The sequence below is a fragment of the Dyella soli genome (genome assembly GCF_054482295.1).
In genome coordinates, this window is the sequence record NZ_JBTFFU010000001.1 from 1,405,639 (window position 1) to 1,421,721 (window position 16,083).

Genomic DNA, 16,083 nt, shown 5'->3' on the forward strand with positions numbered 1-16,083 from the left:
ATGACATCCCGCCAGAAACGCAAAAAGCCCCGCGAGGGGGCTTTTGGCGTATCTGGCGGAGAGAGAGGGATTCGAACCCTCGATAAGGCTTTTGACCCTATACTCCCTTAGCAGGGGAGCCCCTTCGGCCTCTCGGGCATCTCTCCGGATTTTTGTCCGCATTTCTGCGGAGCCGGCAAGGATACTAACCGGCGCGCTCGAGGTAAAGCTTTTCTTGCCTGTCAGTGTTCGCCGGGCTCGCTGGAGGTACTGCCATCCGGCTCGTGCTCGTTCTTGATGCGCTGGTAAATCTCTTCGCGATGCACAGCCACGTTCTTCGGCGCATTGATGCCGATCCGCACCTGGTTGCCCTTCACGCCCAGAACGGTGACGGTCACCTCGTCGCCGATCATCAAGGTTTCACCGACCCTGCGGGTCAGAATCAACATGTTTGCCACTCCATGAATACATTGGTCATAGGCCAACAGACGGTTATGCCTCACCCCTGAGCTTCACCGTCTAGCAGTTCGACGATCTTACCCGCCGAAGGCCCTACCGCCTTCCCCGGTCACACACACGAGGCACCCCCTGTAGATGCCATGTCGAGCGACACCAGCGCAACCTTCGGTGTCGGCAGTGCTTGGATACTAGCCGAGCGTCCGCGGGCAGCGCAATGCGCAAACAGTGAAGCACGTAGCCCTGCTGACTGGCCTCAGGAGGCCAGTCTCTCGCCGATCCAGCCGGCCAGTCCGTTCAGGATCCGCGGCAGTTCGCTGGTGTCCGCACCACCACCCTGGGCCATGTCCGGGCGACCGCCGCCCTTGCCGTCGATCTGCCCTGCCACGTGCGCGACGACGTCGCCGGCCTTGATGCGTCCCAGCGCCTTGCCATGCACGCCGGCCACCAGCGACACGCGGCCGTCCGCGGCACCCGCGAGCAGGATCACGCAATCGGCAAGCTGCTGCTTGAGCTGGTCCATGCTGTCGCGCAAGGCCTTGGTGTCCAGGCCCTCGAGGCGGGCAGCGACCACCTTGATGCCATCGACGCTGTGGGCCGACGAAGCCAGGTCAGCGGTGGCGGAGCCGGCCGCCTTGGCCCGCAGCGACTCCAGCTCGCGCTCCAGCTTCTTCTGCTTTTCGAACAGCTGGCGCAGCTTTTCCACCGCATCGTCGCCATGGGCCGAGAGCAGCTGCGAGAACTCGCCAAGCCGGCGTTCCTCGTCGGCCACGTGGCCCAGGGCGCCGGCACCGGTCACCGCCTCGATGCGGCGCACGCCGGAGGCCACGCCGGCCTCGCTGACGATCTTGAACAGGCCGATGTCGCCGGTGCGACCCACATGGGTGCCGCCGCACAGTTCGGTGGAGAAGTCGCCCATCTTCAGCACGCGCACTTCGTCGCCGTACTTCTCGCCGAACAGCGCCATGGCGCCGAACTCGATCGCCGCGTCATAGCCCATCTGATGGACTTCGGCCGGCGCATTGCGGCGCACTTCGGCATTCACCATCGTTTCGATCTGGCGCAGCTCGTCCGCGCTGAGCGGCTTGAAGTGCGAGAAGTCGAAGCGCAGCCGCTCCGGCGCCACCAGCGAGCCCTTCTGCGTGACGTGCTCGCCGAGCACCTTGCGCAGCGCCGCGTGCAACAGGTGCGTGGCCGAGTGGTTGAGCACAATGGCCTGGCGACGCTCGCCATCGACGGTTGCATCAACAGCGTCGCCCACGCGCAGCGGTTGCGCGCCACGCCAGCGGCCCGCGTGGCCGAAGAACACGCCGCCCATCTTGAGCGTGTCGCCCACTTCGAATCGTCCAGCGCCGTTCGCCAGGCTGCCGGTGTCGCCGACCTGCCCACCGGACTCCGCATAGAACGGGGTGCGATCGAGCATGACCAGGCCTTCCTCGCCGTTGCCCAGCTGCTCGAGCTGCTTGCCGGCGCGCACGATGCCGACGACCTTGCTGCCCTTGCCCTGCAGGGCTTCGTAGCCGAGGAACACGGTGGGCTGCAGCTGGCTGGCGAGCTCCGCCGGCATCTGGCCCTTGGCTTCGAACTTGCCGCCTTCGCGGCTGCGTTCCTGCTGTTCCTTCATGGACTGCTCGAAGCCGTCCATGTCGACCGTGAGGCCACGCTCGCGCGCGATGTCGGCGGTGAGGTCGACCGGGAAACCGTAGGTGTCGTACAGGCGGAAGGCGTCCGCGCCCGGAATCATGCCGTTCGCCTTGGCGGCGACGGCGTCGAACAGGCGCATGCCGTTTTCCAGCGTCTCGCCGAAGCGGCGCTCTTCGGTGCGCAGCGCGTCTTCGACGAACGACTGCTTCGCAGCCAGCTCCGGATAGGCTTCGCCCATCTCCTCGACCAGCGGCTGCACCATCTTCCAGAAGAAATCGCCGCGCACGCCCAGCATCCAGCCGTGGCGCAGCGCGCGACGGATGATGCGGCGTAGCACGTAGCCGCGACCTTCGTTTGAAGGCAGCACGCCGTCGACGATGAGGAACGAGCACGCGCGAATGTGATCGGCGATCACGCGCAGCGACTTGTTGGCCAGGTCACTGGTCCGGGTCAGCCCGGAAGCCACCTCGATCAGGTGCTGGAACAGGTCGATCTCGTAGTTGGTGTGCACGTGCTGCAGCACGGCGGCGAGGCGCTCCAGGCCCATGCCGGTGTCCACGCACGGTGCCGGCAGCGGCGACAGCGTGCCGTCGGGCGCGCGGTCGAACTGCATGAACACCAGGTTCCAGATCTCGATGTAGCGGTCGCCGTCTTCGTCCGGCGAGCCCGGGGGGCCACCGGCGATGCCCGGACCGTGGTCGTAGAAGATCTCGGTGCAGGGACCGCAGGGGCCGGTGTCGGCCATCTGCCAGAAATTGTCCGAGGCGAATGGCGCGCCCTTGTTGTCGCCGATGCGCACGATGCGCTCGGCCGGCACGCCCATCTGCCGGTTCCAGATGTCGTAGGCCTCGTCGTCGGTGTGATAGACGGTAACCCACAGCCGGTCCTTGGGCAGCTTGAAGACGTCAGTCAGCAGCTCCCACGCATAGGCAATGGCCTCGCGCTTGAAGTAGTCGCCGAACGACCAGTTGCCTAGCATCTCGAAGAAGGTGTGGTGGCGGGCGGTGTAGCCCACCGAATCCAGGTCATTGTGCTTGCCGCCGGCGCGCAGGCAGCGCTGCACGTCAGCCGCGCGCACGTAGGGCAGCTTCTCGCTGCCCAGGAACACGTTCTTGAACTGCACCATGCCCGAGTTGGTGAACAGCAGTGTCGGGTCGCTGGCCGGCACCAGCGAACTGGACGGCACGATGGTGTGGTCTTTCGAACGGAAATAGTCGAGGAAAGTCGAGCGGATTTCGGCGGTTTTCATGCAATTGGGGACGACCTGACGAGGGAGGCCACGCCAAGGCCGCACTGCCGCGGTCAATCCGACCATCATCGCTGGATGATGGTTTTCAGGAATCTCCGTCGGCAGCGTCGTCCACGTCGGCGTGGGTAACACTCCGTACTGTGGTGGCGGGAAAGCCCCGACGCAAGAGGAATTGCGCCCGGCGGGCCCGTTCCTCGGGCTCGGCGGCGGCCCCTGCACCGTATCGACGGCGCAGCTGGGCGGCGGCGACGGCCGTCCAGTCGACCTCGGCGGCATCCAGCACGGCGCGGATGCGGGCATCCGTGAGGCCGTGGCTCTTCAGCTCCGCCCGCAGCCGCATGGGGCCGTAACCCTGCGAAACACGGCTGCGCACGAGCATCTCGGCAAAGCGGTCGTCGTCCTGGTAGTGCTGCTCGCCCAGGCGATCGAGCGCCTCGCCGGCCTCGTCGCCCTCGTAGCCGCCCTGGCGCAGCTTGAGCTTCAGCTCGCGACGGGAATGCTCGCGGCGCGCGAGCAGGCCCAGCGCCTTGCTATAGGCGCTGGGCCTGGGCTTCTTGTCGTCCCCGGAATCGGGCCGGCGCTTCATGGCTGGGGCGCCGTCGGCTCAAAACACCTTGAAGACCTGGCCGGTCTGCAAGCCTTCCACGCTGCGGCTGTAGGCCAGCGCCGAGCGGGCCGCCGTCACCGGCTCGAACCCGCGGAAATACGGCGCGTAGTCACCCATCGCCTCGACCAGCACGTTCGGACTGACCACGTTGATGCGCAGCCCGCGCGGCAACTCGATGGCCGCCGCCCGCACAAACGCCTCCACCGCGCCATTGACCAGGCTGGCCGAGCTGCCCTGGGCAATCGGCTGCTCGGCCAGGATGCCGGTGGTGAGCGTGATCGAGCCACCGTCGCGCAGGTGATCCCGCGCCGCCAGGGCCAGGTTCACCTGCCCCATCAGCTTGTCGGTGATGCCCAGCGTGTGCTTCGACTCACCGAACGGCGCGGCGGCGAAGTCCGCCAGCGGCGCGAAGGTGACGCGGCCGGCGGTGCTGATCACCGCATCCAGCTCGCCGGCCCGGGCCAGGCCCGTGCGGATGCTGGCCACGTGGGTCAGATCCATCCGCACGTCGCCGGACTGGCGTCCGGCGGCGATCACTTCATGGCGCTGGCCAAGCTCCGCCGCCACGGCACGACCCAGCGTGCCGGACGCGCCCACCAGCAAGATGCGCAGACGTCGCTCGGCCATGCTCAGATTTCTTCCATGGCTTCTTCGGAGATCGGCGCGCCCTTGCCACCGGCATTGGTCAGCAGGCGTGCGCGCAGTTCGGTGTCGATCTCGTTGGCGATGGCCGGGTTATCGCGCAGGAACTGGCGCACGTTCTCCTTGCCCTGGCCGATGCGGTCGCCCTTGTAGCTGTACCAGGCGCCGGACTTGTCGATCAGGTTCTGCGCCACGCCCAGCTCGATGATCTCGCCCTCGCGCGATGTGCCCTCGCCGTAGAGGATCTCGAACTCGGCCTGGCGGAACGGCGGCGCCACCTTGTTCTTGACCACCTTGACGCGGGTTTCCGAGCCGATCACCTCGTCGCCCTTCTTCACCGCGCCGATGCGGCGGATGTCCAGGCGCACCGAAGCGTAGAACTTCAGCGCGTTGCCGCCGGTGGTGGTTTCCGGGCTGCCGAACATCACGCCGATCTTCATGCGGATCTGGTTGATGAAGACGACCAGGCAGTTGGACTTCTTGATGTTGGCGGTGAGCTTGCGCAGCGCCTGGCTCATTAGGCGGGCGTGCAGGCCAACGTGGGAGTCGCCCATCTCGCCTTCGATTTCGGCCTTGGGCGTGAGCGCGGCGACCGAGTCGACCACCACCACGTCCACCGCGCCGGAGCGCACCAGCATGTCGGCGATTTCCAGCGCCTGCTCGCCGGTGTCCGGCTGCGAGACCAGCAGGTCGTCCACATTGACGCCCAGCTTGGCGGCATAGCTCGGGTCCAGCGCATGCTCGGCATCGACGAAGGCCGCCGTGCCGCCGTTCCTCTGGCAGTTGGCGATGACCTGCAGGGTCAGCGTGGTCTTGCCCGAGGACTCCGGACCGTAGATTTCCACCACGCGGCCGCGCGGCAGGCCGCCCACGCCCAGCGCGATGTCCAGACCCAGCGAGCCGGTGGAAACCGTCTCGATGGCGTCGTCGGTGCGGTCGCCCAGGCGCATGACGGCACCCTTGCCAAACTGCTTCTCGATCTGGCCGAGGGCGGAAGTGAGCGCGCGGCGCTTGTTGTCATCCATCGTCTTGAATCCTGGGTGGCAGTGAATGAAAGGGATGATGCCCGCGGGTAGTCTCACGGGCTGCGATCTGTGGCCAGCGAGTATCCCACATCGGTCAAGCCGGCCCGGACAGGCGGCACGGATCAGTCCGTCAGCGCCTTGATGACGCCGCTGAGAGCCGCCGCCACGGTCTGCCGGCGTACCGCCTCGCGGTCGCCGTCGAACCGGAACAGCGTGGCGTGGGCATGGCCACCACGGCGCTGCCAGCCGATCCAGACTGTGCCGACCGGCTTTTCCGCGGTGCCGCCGCTTGGGCCGGCGATACCCGTGACGGCCACCCCCACCCCGGCACCAAAGCGCGCCAGCGCGCCGGAAACCATTTCCAGCGCGGTCTCCTCGCTCACCGCGCCGGTACGCTCCAGCGTGCGCGGGTCGACCCCGAGCAGCGCTTCCTTGGCCCCGTAGCTGTAGGCCACCACGCCGGCATCGAACCAGGCCGAGCTGCCCGCCAGGTCGGTCAGGGCCTTGGCGATCCAGCCGCCGGTGCACGACTCGGCGGTGACCACCATGAGGCGCCGCTGCTGGGCGCCCTCGGCAACCTGTTCCGCCAGGGCCCTGAGCTCGGCATCGGTGGGAACGGACAACGCCATGCGGTACTCCTGCGCAGAGGGCCGGCATCACACCGGCGCGAAGTGGCCCGTTCTACCCCTTCCGGGGAGCCAGGCCAAGGGCTTGACGGATGATCGCCGGCCGCGGTCCGAGCGTACCGCCCGATGCCGGCCTCGGGGCCGGCGGCGCGACGCTCAACCGCCCCAGACGGTCTCGGCATGACGCAGGAAATTCGCCCCGAGGATCTTGTCGATCCGTCCGCTCGTATAGCCCTTTTGCCTCAGCAGTTGGGCCAGCCGGTGGAACTGCTGTGGCCCGCGCAGATCGACCACGAACGGATAAGTATCCGGTCTTTCGCCCGCGGCACTGATGCCGGCCGCGCTGCGCTGGGCGATCTCCTTCGCCAGCGCCGACCGGTAGCGGTCGAGGTCGTCGATCTGCGTGACCGATCCATCGGTGCCGATGCCGACGTGATCCTCGCCGCAGACGTTCACCGCATGATCGATGTGCGCCACCACGTCCTCGGCATGCGCGTGGCCCGACAGGGTGAGGAACGGCATGAAGTAGATGCCGATGAAACCGCCCCGTTCGGCCACCAGCCTCAGCTCGGCGTCGGTCTTGTTGCGCGGCAGGTCGGCCAGCGCACGGCAACCGGTGTGATTGATCGAGACCGGCGCGGTCGACACCCGCGCGGCTTCCAGGCAGGTCCGCTCGCCGCTGTGCGAAAGATCGACCATGACGTGGCGCGCATTGAGTCGCGCGACCACCTCGCGGCCGAAGGCGGTCAGCCCGCGATTTTCCGGCGCCATCGAACCGTCGCCCAGCTGGTTGGCCGGGTTGTAGGTGAGCTGGAAGACGCGCACGCCGAGGTCGGCAAAGATGTCGACGCGCCGGGCGTCATTGCCCATCATGGCGCCGTTCTGGAAACCGTAGATCAGCCCGATCTTGCGTTCGGCCCGGGCGCGGCGGATGTCGCCGGCCGTCAGCACCTTCACGACGTCGCGCTGGTTGGCGCGCACCAGGGCATCGGTGGCGGCAATGTCGCGCACGCTGGCCTCGAACGGGTCGGCGGGCCCGGACACATAACCCAGGGTGATGTTGACCGCGGTCAGTCCGGATGCATGCGCTTCGGCCAGCACGCGCGGCGTGAGTTCCGGCACCAATGCATCCGATGCCCGGTTCGGATCGTCGAGGCCGCCCAGTGCGTTGATGATGATGCCGCTGTCGGCCACGGCGGCGTCATCGCGCGAGGCACCGCGCGCCTGCCACGGCAGCAACGACGCCGCGGCCGCCCACGCCGCCCCGCCCAGGAACGTGCGTCGGTCAATCCGCGTCATTGCCCATCTCGCGCCGGGTCACCGGCCGATAGTCGGCACGCGGATACGCACGCCCGCGCTTCACCGTCATGCGGATGCTGCGCAGGTTGCCGATGTCCTGCAGCGGATCGGCCGCCAGCACCGCGAAATTGGCCAGCTTGCCGGCCGTGACCGAGCCCATGTCCTGCGCCTGCCCGGCGGCCTCGGCGCCGACCAGGGTCGCCGCATGGATCACCTGCAAGGGCGGCATGCCCACGCCGTGGGCCAGGAAGAGCATTTCGTCGAACACGGCCGGCCACTTGTCGTTGACGCCGCCATCGCTGTCGGTGCCGGTCGAGATCGGCACGCCGGCCTGCCAGGCCTGGCGCACCAGGCGAGTCGTGGTCGCCCCCGTGCAACGCAGCGGCTTCCAGTCAGGATGCGTCTTGCGCCCGGCGTCGTGGCGAACGAACAGGCTGCCGGTCGCATCCAGGATCGTGCCGTGCTTGAGCATGTCGCGGTAAAGGCACGCCATGACCGGATCGTCGCCGTCCCGTGCAAGGAGTTCGTCGTGGAACGGCGTGTGGTCCTCGTAGGACTTCAGCATCACCGGCTCCAGCTGATAGGCCAGATAGCAGGCGTGGCTGACCACGTCGACGCCGGCGGAGATGACATCGGCCGGACGGGTCGGGAACACGGCGCTGTGCGCCCACACCATCAGATGCTGGCGGTGCGCCTCACGGGTAATCGCCGCCACCTGTTCCGGCGGCAGGTCGGCGTAGACCTTGATCGCCGTAGCGGACGTGCCACGCGCCAGCGTGACTGCCTCGCGCATGTCGGTCTGCCCGTCGATGGCCTGCATCCACGGACTGCGGCCCGGCGCCACGCCGAAGCTCGCCGCCGCCACCCGCGGGTCGGCGAAGAATGCGGGGCCCGCCATCACCGCGGCGTAATAGATGTCGGGCGAAGGAATCTCTCCGGCGCGCGCCGCGCGCGCCAGTTCGCCAACCGAGCGCAGATCGTCCGCCATGTCGCGCACGGCGGTGACGCCGGCATACAGGTTGCGGCGCAGGACGGCCTGCGCACGCCGGGCATCCGGTGGCGTCGCCAGATGGACGTGGCTGTCGATCAGGCCGGGGATCACGTACTTGCCACGCAGGTCGACGGTGTGTACCGCCGCATCATGCGCGCCGACGAGCGAGCCGTGCGGCCCCACCGCCACGATCCGCTCGCCACGCACGAGGATGTCCTGGTCCGGGCGCGGCGCCGCGCCCGTGCCGTCGATGACGGTTGCGCCGGCGTAGAGCGTGGCGGCATCCACGGCCGGTGGCGGGGGCGCCCCGCTGTCCGCGGCGAAGGCGAGGCAGGCACCGAGCGCAAGGACCAGCGCCACCACCAGCCAGGAGGCGGATCGAGAGGGGTTATGCATGGGGGACGATCCTACACATCGGATTCGCCGCGCCACAACGTGCCAGAGGTCAAGCCGCGACGGCCGTGCGCAAACGCTGCGATGGCCTGCCCGAGCCTCCGGCCCATGCCTTGAGCCGCGAGCCAGTGGCCGTGGCCGTGGCACGAGAGGCCGGCTCGCGACCATGCCATGGCCAGGCAATTGGGTTATCGTGGCGGGCATTTTTGCACGACACACCACGCCCGCCCGCCACGGCCAACTCCATCGTCAGGCCCGACAGAACAGCAAGCTATGGTCGCCCAGGATTTCGAAAGCCACACTCCCTTCATGCGCCAGTACCTGGCCGCCAAGGCCGAGCACCCGGACGTGCTGCTGTTCTTTCGCATGGGCGACTTCTACGAGCTGTTCTACGACGACGCCCGCAAGGCGGCGCGGTTGCTCGACATCACGCTGACCCAGCGCGGCCAGTCGGCCGGTCAGCCGATCGCGATGGCGGGCGTGCCGTATCACGCGGCGGAGAACTATCTGGCGCGGCTGGTGCGGCTGGGCGAATCGGTGGCGATCTGCGAGCAGGTCGGCGATCCGGCGACCTCGAAGGGACCGGTGGAACGCAAGGTGGTGCGCATCGTCACGCCGGGCACGGTGACCGATGCCGCCCTGCTGGAGGAACGCCGCGACAATCTGCTGATGGCCATCGCCGCCGGCGCGCATGGCGCCTACGGGCTCGCCTGGGTGGACCTGAGCAGCGGCCGCTTCCTGCTCAGCGAGGTCCAGGGCGCCGAAGCGCTCGCCTCGGAACTGGCGCGACTGCAGCCCGCCGAAACGCTGGTCGGCGAAGACGTCACCTGGCCAAAATTCGTCAGCGGCCTGCCCGGCCTGCGCAAGCGCCCGCCGTGGCACTTCGACGGCGACGCGGCGCGACGCGAGCTCAACCGCTTCTTCGGCACGCGCGACCTCGGCGGATTCGGCGTCGACAGGTTGCCGCTGGCCATCGCCGCCGGCGGATGCCTGCTCGGCTACGTGGAAGAGACGCAGAAGAGCGCACTGCCCCACCTGTCCGGCATGTCGGTGGAAAGCGCGGGCGACACCATCGCCATGGATGCCGCCACGCGCCGCAACCTCGAGCTGGACACGCATCCGAGCGGGCGCACCGAGCACACCCTGCTGGGCGTACTCGATGAAACCGTGACGCCCATGGGCGCGCGACTGCTGCGCCGCTGGCTCAATCGCCCGCTGCGCTCGCGCGAGCTGCTGCGCGGTCGCCACCAGGCCATCGGCACGCTGATCGACATCCGCCAGTACGAAGCGCTGCGCGAACCGCTGCGCGGCATCGGCGACCTCGAACGCATCCTCGCCCGCGTGGCCTTGCGTTCGGCGCGTCCGCGCGACTTGTCCACGCTGCGCGACGGCCTCACCGCGGCGCCGACGCTGGGCGCCCTGATCGGGTCGCTCGACAGCCCGCTGTTGCACAGCCTGGTCGCCCGCATTGGCAACCACGCCGACACCACCGCCCTGCTCGCCCGCGCCGTGGTGGCGCAACCGCCCGTGCTGCAGCGCGACGGCGGCGTCATTGCCGATGGCTACGACGCCGAACTGGACGAGTTGCGCCGGTTGTCCACGCATGCCGACCAGTACCTGGTCGAACTGGAGGAGCGCGAGAAGGCCGCCAGCGGCATCGCGACGCTCAAGGTTGGCTACAACCGGGTGCACGGCTACTACATCGAGATCAGCAAGGGCCAGTCGGACAAGGCGCCCACCCACTACACGCGCCGCCAGACCACCAAGAACGCCGAGCGCTACATCACCGAGGAACTGAAGACCTTCGAGGACAAGGTGCTCTCGGCCAAGGAGCGTTCGCTGATGCGCGAGCGCGCGTTGTACGAAGCCTTGCTCGACACCCTGATCGCGCAGCTGGAACCACTCAAGAACGCCGCCTCGGCGATGGCCGAACTCGACGTGGTCGCCACGCTGGCCGAGCGCGCCACCACGCTGGACTGGAGTGCGCCGGAACTCACCGACGAAGCGGGCATCGCCATCGAGCGCGGTCGCCATCCGGTGGTCGAGAAAGTGCGCGAGGAACCGTTCGAACCGAATGACCTGGTCCTGGGCGATGACCGCCGCATGCTGGTCATCACCGGCCCGAACATGGGCGGCAAGTCCACCTACATGCGCCAGAACGCGCTGATCGTGCTGCTCGCGCATATCGGCAGTTACGTGCCGGCTTCGCGTGCGGCGATCGGCCCGATCGACCGCGTGTTCACCCGCATCGGCGCGGGCGACGACCTCTCGCGCGGGCAGTCCACCTTCATGGTGGAAATGAGCGAGACCGCCAACATCCTGCACAACGCCACCGAGCACAGCCTGGTGCTGATGGACGAAGTCGGCCGCGGCACCAGCACCTATGACGGCCTTGCGCTGGCGCGCGCCGCCGCTGTGCACCTGGCCGCCAGCAGCCGTGCCTACACGCTGTTCGCCACCCACTATTTCGAACTGACCGAACTGGCCAGCGAGTATCCGTCGATTGCCAACGTGCACCTGGACGCGGTGGAGTACGGCGAGCAACTGGTGTTCATGCACGCCGTGAAGGAAGGCCCCGCCAACCGCAGCTTTGGCTTGCAGGTGGCTGCGCTCGCCGGGCTGCCCAAGTCGGTGATCGCCGATGCGCGACGCACGCTGGCGGAACTGGAGCGCGGCATGTATCAGCAGGCCTCGTCGGCCGGCAGCCGGGCGGGGGCGCAGGACTCGCCGCAACTGGGCCTGTTCGCGAGCCAACCCTCGGTGGTGGAGCGCGCGCTCGAAGACATCGACCCCGATACCCTGTCGCCGCGCGAGGCACTCGAGGCGCTATACCGGCTCAAGACGCTGGCCTGATCCGCGGCGCCTCGTCGCCCGGCGGGAGCCGACGCGGCGCCGGTGGCGCGTGCTAATAGGGGTACTCTGGCTTCCTGGCGTTGCCGATGGCTTCGAGCACCGGACTCGCCAGCTTGTCGGGATCGAGCATGACCTTGCCCGAATGCACCGACCGCACGGCGCGCACAGGTATCTCGAAGTCGCCCGCATTTTCGATATACACCAGCAGCATTGCCTCATCCGGCAGCATCCGGCGCACGGAGCCGATGCCGTCTTCGCCATCGGCGACGAATACCAGCGAACCTTCCTCGATGATCTCGGCCACGGCCTGTCTCCGCTTGCGCGATGGACGGACGATCGTGTGCAAGCCGCTGTCAGCCAGACGTGAAGTGATGGCGCGACGAGCCGTTGGCGCGCGCCTCGAGGCCAAGATGGAAGCCGGCCATCCCCGCACAGGGGCGTCCGTTGAGGCGGCGTGATGGTCCGTCACGAAATCATCACCAGGGTGATGGCCAATTGCGCGGTTCCATGTCGTCGCTGAAGTCCGCTTGATAGTCGACAGCTATGGCATGGATCGGAACAATCAAATTCCCCTTGTGAAAACGCCTGCGTAGATTCGACTGGAGCCAGCCTCCGCCAGCCGATCTCCGCCAGCCAGGAGCCCACCATGAGCGCCCATCGCAGAACCCTCACCACGTCTTCCGGCGCACCGGTGCCGGACAACCAGAACAGCCTCACCGCCGGCCCGCGCGGGCCGTTGCTGGTGCAGGACCACCAGCTGTTCGAGAAGCACGCGCACTTCAACCGCGAACGCATCCCCGAGCGGGTCGTGCATGCCAAGGGCTCGGCAGCGCACGGCACGCTCACCATCACGCACGACATCACCCGCTACACCCGCGCCAAGGTGTTCAAGCCCGGCACCAGGACGCCGCTGTTCCTGCGCTTCTCCACCGTGGCCGGCGAGCGCGGCGCTGCCGATGCCGAACGCGATGTGCGCGGCTTCGCCATCAAGTTCTATACCGAGGAAGGCAACTGGGACCTGGTGGGCAACAACACGCCGGTATTCTTCGTGCGCGATCCGTTCAAATTTCCCGACTTCATCCATACGCAGAAGCGCGACCCGCGCAGCAACATGCGCAACGCCACCGCGATGTGGGACTTCTGGTCGCTGTCACCCGAATCGCTGCACCAGGTCACCATCCTGATGAGCGATCGCGGCCTGCCCGCGAGCCTGCGCCACATGCACGGCTTCGGCAGCCATACCTTCAGCCTGTGGAACGATGCGGGCGAACGCTACTGGGTGAAGTTCCACTTCAAGACCCAGCAAGGCATCAGGAACTGGACCAACGAGGAGGCCGCCCGGGTCATCGGCGAGGACCGCGAGTCGCACCAGCGCGACCTTTACGATGCCATCGAGCGAAAGGACTTCCCCCGCTGGACCATGTACGTGCAGGTCATGCCGGAGCAGGACGCGGAGAAAACACCGTACAACCCGTTCGACCTCACCAAGGTGTGGCCGCACAAGGACTACCCGCTGATCGAAGTGGGCGTGATGGAACTCGACAAGAACCCGGACAACTACCACGCCGAGGTCGAGCAATCGAGCTTCTCGCCAGCCAACGTGGTGCCCGGCATCAGCCACAGCCCCGACAAGATGCTGCAATTTCGCATCTTCGCGTATGCGGACGCGGCGCGTTACCGGCTGGGGACCAACCACGAGTCGCTGGAAGTGAATCGCCCGCGCTGCCCCGTGCACAACTACTACCGCGATGGTGAGATGCGTTTTGACGGCAACGGCGGCGGCAGCGTCAATTACGAGCCCAATTCGTTCGGCGGGCCGGTCGAGGACCGGTCGGTCAAGGAACCGCCGCAGAAGATTTCCGGCGACGCCGATCGTTACGACCACCGCGACGGCAACGAGGATTACCGGCAGGCCGGCGACCTGTTCCGCCTGATGAATGACGCGCAGAAGGCCGCACTGTTCGGCAATATCGCTGCCGCCATGCAGGGCGTGCCCGAGGAAATCGTCCGCCGCCAGCTGGGCCATTTCGCCAAGGCGGATCCGGCCTATTGCGAAGGCGTTGCCAGGGCATTGGGCATCAAGCCCTGAGCCACCGGATCAGCGCGATCCTGTGAACAGGGCGGCGTCCAGAAATGGGCGCCGCCCTTCGTCTTGTTCGCAGCCTGCCCTGGCGCCGGTCAGGCCGCCAGCCCCGGCACTTCGGTTCGCGCCGGTTCGGTGGTCGCATTGGCCAGCAGGGCGGGAATGTTCTCCGCCGCCAGCGGCAGCGCCACCACGTTGGCCGTCTCGCGTGCGGGCAGTCGCCCCAGCCGCACCAGCCGATCGATGCTGCGTGCCACTTCGGCCTGGCCGAACGGCTTGCTGATGAAGTCGTCGGCGCCAAAGCGCTGCACGTAGAACTGCTCGGTCGCCTGCTGATTGCCGCTGATCATCACGATCGGTATGTGCTGCGTGAGCGGATCGTGGCGCAGCGAGCGCAGGACCGCGAAGCCATTCATACCCGGCAGCACGATATCGAGAAAGATCAGCGCCGGCGGCTCGCCTCGCGCCATCTCGAGGGCGCTCTCGCCGTCAGCGGCACGGGCCACGCTGTAGCCGTCGACTTCGAGCATGCGGCCCAGCACCGCCCGGATGGTGGCCGAATCGTCCACCACCATCACGCGTGCGCCCTGCGCCGCCTTGCGCTCCACTTCCGGCGGCCGCGTCTCCGTCGTCCCGCCAAGCAGTCGCTTAAGGAATGCCAAGCCTGCCATGATCGTCCCTCCTACATCGAATCCATGGGAAGGCCGCACCCGCGCGCGGTCTTTCCTCGATGCAGATGCTCCCGCAGAACCGCCCCGGGTTCTGCGATGGGTGACTCACATGGAATCCTTAAGCCGTCGCAATTCCCGACGCGCCTGCTTGTCCGGACGCCCCGGTGGCGCCATCGCGCCCACAAGCTTGCGCTGGGCTTTCGCCGCTTCGCGCTGCGCCACGCTGGCGTCGCTTTCGCGATACAGAGCCTGCGCCACACTCGCAGGCCCACGTTGCTCGGACAGGCCCAGCACCTCGACCTCGAGGCGTTCCTCGCCGCGGCCGAGCACCAACCGGTCGCCCACATGCACCGCTTTGGCCGGTTTGCAGCCGTGCCCGTTGAGATCGACCTTGCCGCCTTCGATGGCCTGCTTGGCGAGGCTGCGCGTCCTGAAAAAGCGCGCGGCCCACAGCCAGACGTCGGCGCGCACGGATTCCATGTCGGGAGTTGGCGGAGATGGCATGGGGCCATTGTCGCACCGGCACCGCACTCGCATGCACAACCGGCTGCTGGTGCTGCGCCTCGTATCGATCAGATACGCCGCGAGATGCGCGACGCCGCCAGGTCACGCACCCAGCAGCAGATTGCCCAGGGGAATCGTGACCAGCGACAGCACGATGCCGGCGCCAAGTATGGTGTTGGCTAGCGCCGGCTCCAGCTTGTACTCATCGGCGAGGATCGCCGCGGAAATCATCGGCGCCATGGCGGCCTGCAATACGCCTACGGTCAGGGTCAGGCCTCCCACCCCGGCCAGCGAACCCATGGTCCAGCACAGCAGCGGCGCCAGCGCCAGCTTCCAGCCGAGCCCCAGCAGCAGGGCGGCATGCTGGCGCTCGCCGAGATGAAACTTGAATTGCAGGCCCACCGAAAACAACGCCAGCGGCGTCAAGGTGGCGCCGATCGGCACGAACAGTTCGTCCAGCCATGCCGGCCAGCCGCCGAGCAGGCCAGCGACGACGCCGACCAGCAGGGCAAGGAAGGCGGGAAAGGCAAGAATCCGACGCACGATCACCTTTGGCTGCGGCGCCTTGCCTGCATACAGCGATGCGATAAGCACGCCTGCCGACGCCAGCAGCGGAAAGCATCCGAGTTGGTCGGCCACCACGGCCAGGGCCAGTCCTTCCTTGCCGTGCAGCGCCTGCATCATGGGATAACCCATGAACGAGGTATTGCCGAGGCCGCAAACCAGGGTAAGCGCACCGATGCGTTCGCGCGGCCAGCCCAGCCAGGCGCCCAGTACGGCAAACAGCGCCCACGCCCCGAAGAACACCACCCACATCGCCACCACGGGAAACCACAGCTGCGTGTCGACCTTGACGTGCGGCACCAGCGCCAGCACCAGCGCCGGCAAGGCAATCCGGATTACCCACCAGTTGATGCTGTGGACGATGCCTGAGGGTGGCCTGGCGAAACGCGCCACCAAGGCGCCCAGCGCAAGGCAGACGAATAGGAGCAACAGCGCGCTCATGGACTCCCCTTGCGGACGAACGATCGCAGTATAGCGACCGGCCAACCTGCGGCCGC

General features: G+C 67.4%; 14 protein-coding genes and 1 tRNA gene. 2 read left to right on the forward strand and 13 right to left on the reverse strand.

Annotated elements, in window-relative coordinates; genetic code table 11:
- Positions 1-53: 53 nt before the first annotated feature.
- The 9 genes from ACXU4B_RS06430 to ACXU4B_RS06470 form a co-directional block, all read right to left on the reverse strand.
- A tRNA-Ser gene (locus ACXU4B_RS06430) sits at positions 54-146 on the reverse strand.
- 75 nt (positions 147-221) lie between these two features.
- On the reverse strand, positions 222-428 hold the full coding sequence (csrA, locus tag ACXU4B_RS06435) for a carbon storage regulator CsrA (RefSeq protein ID WP_131408823.1): 207 nt from the start codon (positions 426-428) through the stop codon (positions 222-224).
- Positions 429-691: 263 nt separating this feature from the next.
- Positions 692-3,328 carry an alanine--tRNA ligase gene (alaS, locus tag ACXU4B_RS06440; protein WP_131408825.1) on the reverse strand — a complete coding sequence of 879 codons (2,637 nt, stop codon included), beginning with the start codon at positions 3,326-3,328 and terminating at the stop codon, positions 692-694.
- A gap of 85 nt (positions 3,329-3,413) precedes the next feature.
- Entirely contained in the window at positions 3,414-3,914 is a 501-nt protein-coding gene (locus ACXU4B_RS06445; protein ID WP_131408828.1) for a regulatory protein RecX, read from the reverse strand.
- Positions 3,915-3,932: 18 nt separating this feature from the next.
- A complete protein-coding gene (locus tag ACXU4B_RS06450) occupies positions 3,933-4,547 on the reverse strand; it encodes a short chain dehydrogenase (RefSeq protein WP_205746565.1) in 615 nt (204 codons plus the stop codon).
- A gap of 17 nt (positions 4,548-4,564) precedes the next feature.
- Positions 4,565-5,602 carry a recombinase RecA gene (gene recA, locus ACXU4B_RS06455; protein ID WP_131408832.1) on the reverse strand — a complete coding sequence of 346 codons (1,038 nt, stop codon included), beginning with the start codon at positions 5,600-5,602 and terminating at the stop codon, positions 4,565-4,567.
- A 122-nt stretch (positions 5,603-5,724) separates the two neighbouring features.
- On the reverse strand, positions 5,725-6,231 hold the full coding sequence (locus ACXU4B_RS06460; protein ID WP_131408834.1) for a CinA family protein: 507 nt from the start codon (positions 6,229-6,231) through the stop codon (positions 5,725-5,727).
- 153 nt (positions 6,232-6,384) lie between these two features.
- Positions 6,385-7,527, reverse strand: coding sequence for a dipeptidase (locus ACXU4B_RS06465; RefSeq protein ID WP_131408836.1), 1,143 nt, complete (start codon positions 7,525-7,527; stop codon positions 6,385-6,387).
- Positions 7,514-8,914, reverse strand: a complete 1,401-nt coding sequence (locus tag ACXU4B_RS06470) for an amidohydrolase family protein (RefSeq protein WP_131408838.1) — start codon at positions 8,912-8,914, stop codon at positions 7,514-7,516. The genes ACXU4B_RS06465 and ACXU4B_RS06470 overlap by 14 nt, the downstream gene beginning before the upstream one ends.
- 270 nt (positions 8,915-9,184) lie before the next feature.
- Between ACXU4B_RS06470 and mutS the strand changes: the two genes are divergently transcribed.
- Positions 9,185-11,764, forward strand: a complete 2,580-nt coding sequence (gene mutS, locus ACXU4B_RS06475) for a DNA mismatch repair protein MutS (protein ID WP_165583160.1) — start codon at positions 9,185-9,187, stop codon at positions 11,762-11,764.
- A 52-nt stretch (positions 11,765-11,816) separates the two neighbouring features.
- Here mutS and ACXU4B_RS06480 read toward each other — a convergent pair whose 3' ends face one another.
- The gene (locus tag ACXU4B_RS06480) at positions 11,817-12,068 is read right to left on the reverse strand and encodes a hypothetical protein (RefSeq protein ID WP_131408840.1); all 252 of its coding nucleotides are present in this window, start codon (positions 12,066-12,068) and stop codon (positions 11,817-11,819) included.
- A 342-nt stretch (positions 12,069-12,410) separates the two neighbouring features.
- Here ACXU4B_RS06480 and ACXU4B_RS06485 point away from each other — a divergent pair, with 342 nt between their 5' ends.
- Complete coding sequence (locus ACXU4B_RS06485; protein ID WP_131408842.1) at positions 12,411-13,853, forward strand: catalase; 1,443 nt, start codon at positions 12,411-12,413, stop codon at positions 13,851-13,853.
- Positions 13,854-13,942: 89 nt separating this feature from the next.
- Here the strand turns inward: ACXU4B_RS06485 and ACXU4B_RS06490 are convergent, their stop codons facing one another.
- The 3 genes from ACXU4B_RS06490 to ACXU4B_RS06500 all read right to left on the reverse strand — a co-directional run bounded on the left by ACXU4B_RS06490 (position 13,943) and on the right by ACXU4B_RS06500 (position 16,027).
- Complete coding sequence (locus ACXU4B_RS06490; protein ID WP_131408844.1) at positions 13,943-14,518, reverse strand: response regulator; 576 nt, start codon at positions 14,516-14,518, stop codon at positions 13,943-13,945.
- Positions 14,519-14,623: 105 nt separating this feature from the next.
- The gene (locus ACXU4B_RS06495; protein WP_131410401.1) at positions 14,624-14,998 is read right to left on the reverse strand and encodes an RNA-binding S4 domain-containing protein; all 375 of its coding nucleotides are present in this window, start codon (positions 14,996-14,998) and stop codon (positions 14,624-14,626) included.
- A 126-nt stretch (positions 14,999-15,124) separates the two neighbouring features.
- Positions 15,125-16,027: an AEC family transporter gene (locus tag ACXU4B_RS06500; protein ID WP_205746528.1), complete on the reverse strand. Its 903-nt coding sequence runs from the start codon at positions 16,025-16,027 to the stop codon at positions 15,125-15,127.
- Positions 16,028-16,083: the final 56 nt, after the last annotated feature.